General features: G+C 67.7%; 1 protein-coding gene and 1 pseudogene. Both read right to left on the bottom strand.

The features are described from left to right. Window positions 1-154: pseudogene (locus AYJ54_RS52005) on the bottom strand (aspartate dehydrogenase); the annotation flags it as partial. A 39-nt stretch (window positions 155-193) separates the two neighbouring features. Next, on the bottom strand, window positions 194-541 hold a 348-nt coding region (locus AYJ54_RS52000), incomplete at its 5' end, for a LysR family substrate-binding domain-containing protein (protein WP_245328903.1).

The raw sequence follows: 541 nt of genomic DNA, 5'->3' as shown, positions 1-541 counted from the left end.
GGAATGCCTGATGCTTGGCGGGATCGCGAACGGCTACGGCGGACAACGTCAGCCCTTCGATGCCCTGATCGAGCGCGGTCGCGATCTTGGTGCCGATCGATCCCAATCCGGCGACGGCAACACGCAATTCGTTCGGAGCTCTCTGATCAGTCATCGCATCACACCTTCCCGCCAAAGCCAATGTCATAACCGCTCAGGCCTCCCGCGCATAGCTGCGCAGGCGCGCCTCCAGCACGGACAGCATCGCATCGCGCACCGGGTCGCGCGAGCCGCGCAGCCATGCCGCCGCAAGCGGCAGCCGGCCAACCGGGCCGCTCTGCCGCGGCCGGAGCGGCACGAACCGCACGCCAGAGACCGCCATCCGCGTCGTCCAACGCGGCACGATCGCAACCCCGAGCCGGGTGGCGACCAGATTGATGATGGTCTGCTTCTCGTCGGCGACCTGCACGATGCGCGGCGTCAGGCCGGCCTGCTCGAACAGCTTCATGGTGAGGTCGTAACTGTGGGGTCGCGAGCGGCGGTCCGGCACCAGCATCGGCTC

It is taken from the genome of Bradyrhizobium centrolobii (genome assembly GCF_001641635.1).
In the GTDB taxonomy this organism is placed as follows: domain Bacteria; phylum Pseudomonadota; class Alphaproteobacteria; order Rhizobiales; family Xanthobacteraceae; genus Bradyrhizobium; species Bradyrhizobium centrolobii.
This window is presented reverse-complemented; position numbering and strand designations above follow the sequence as displayed.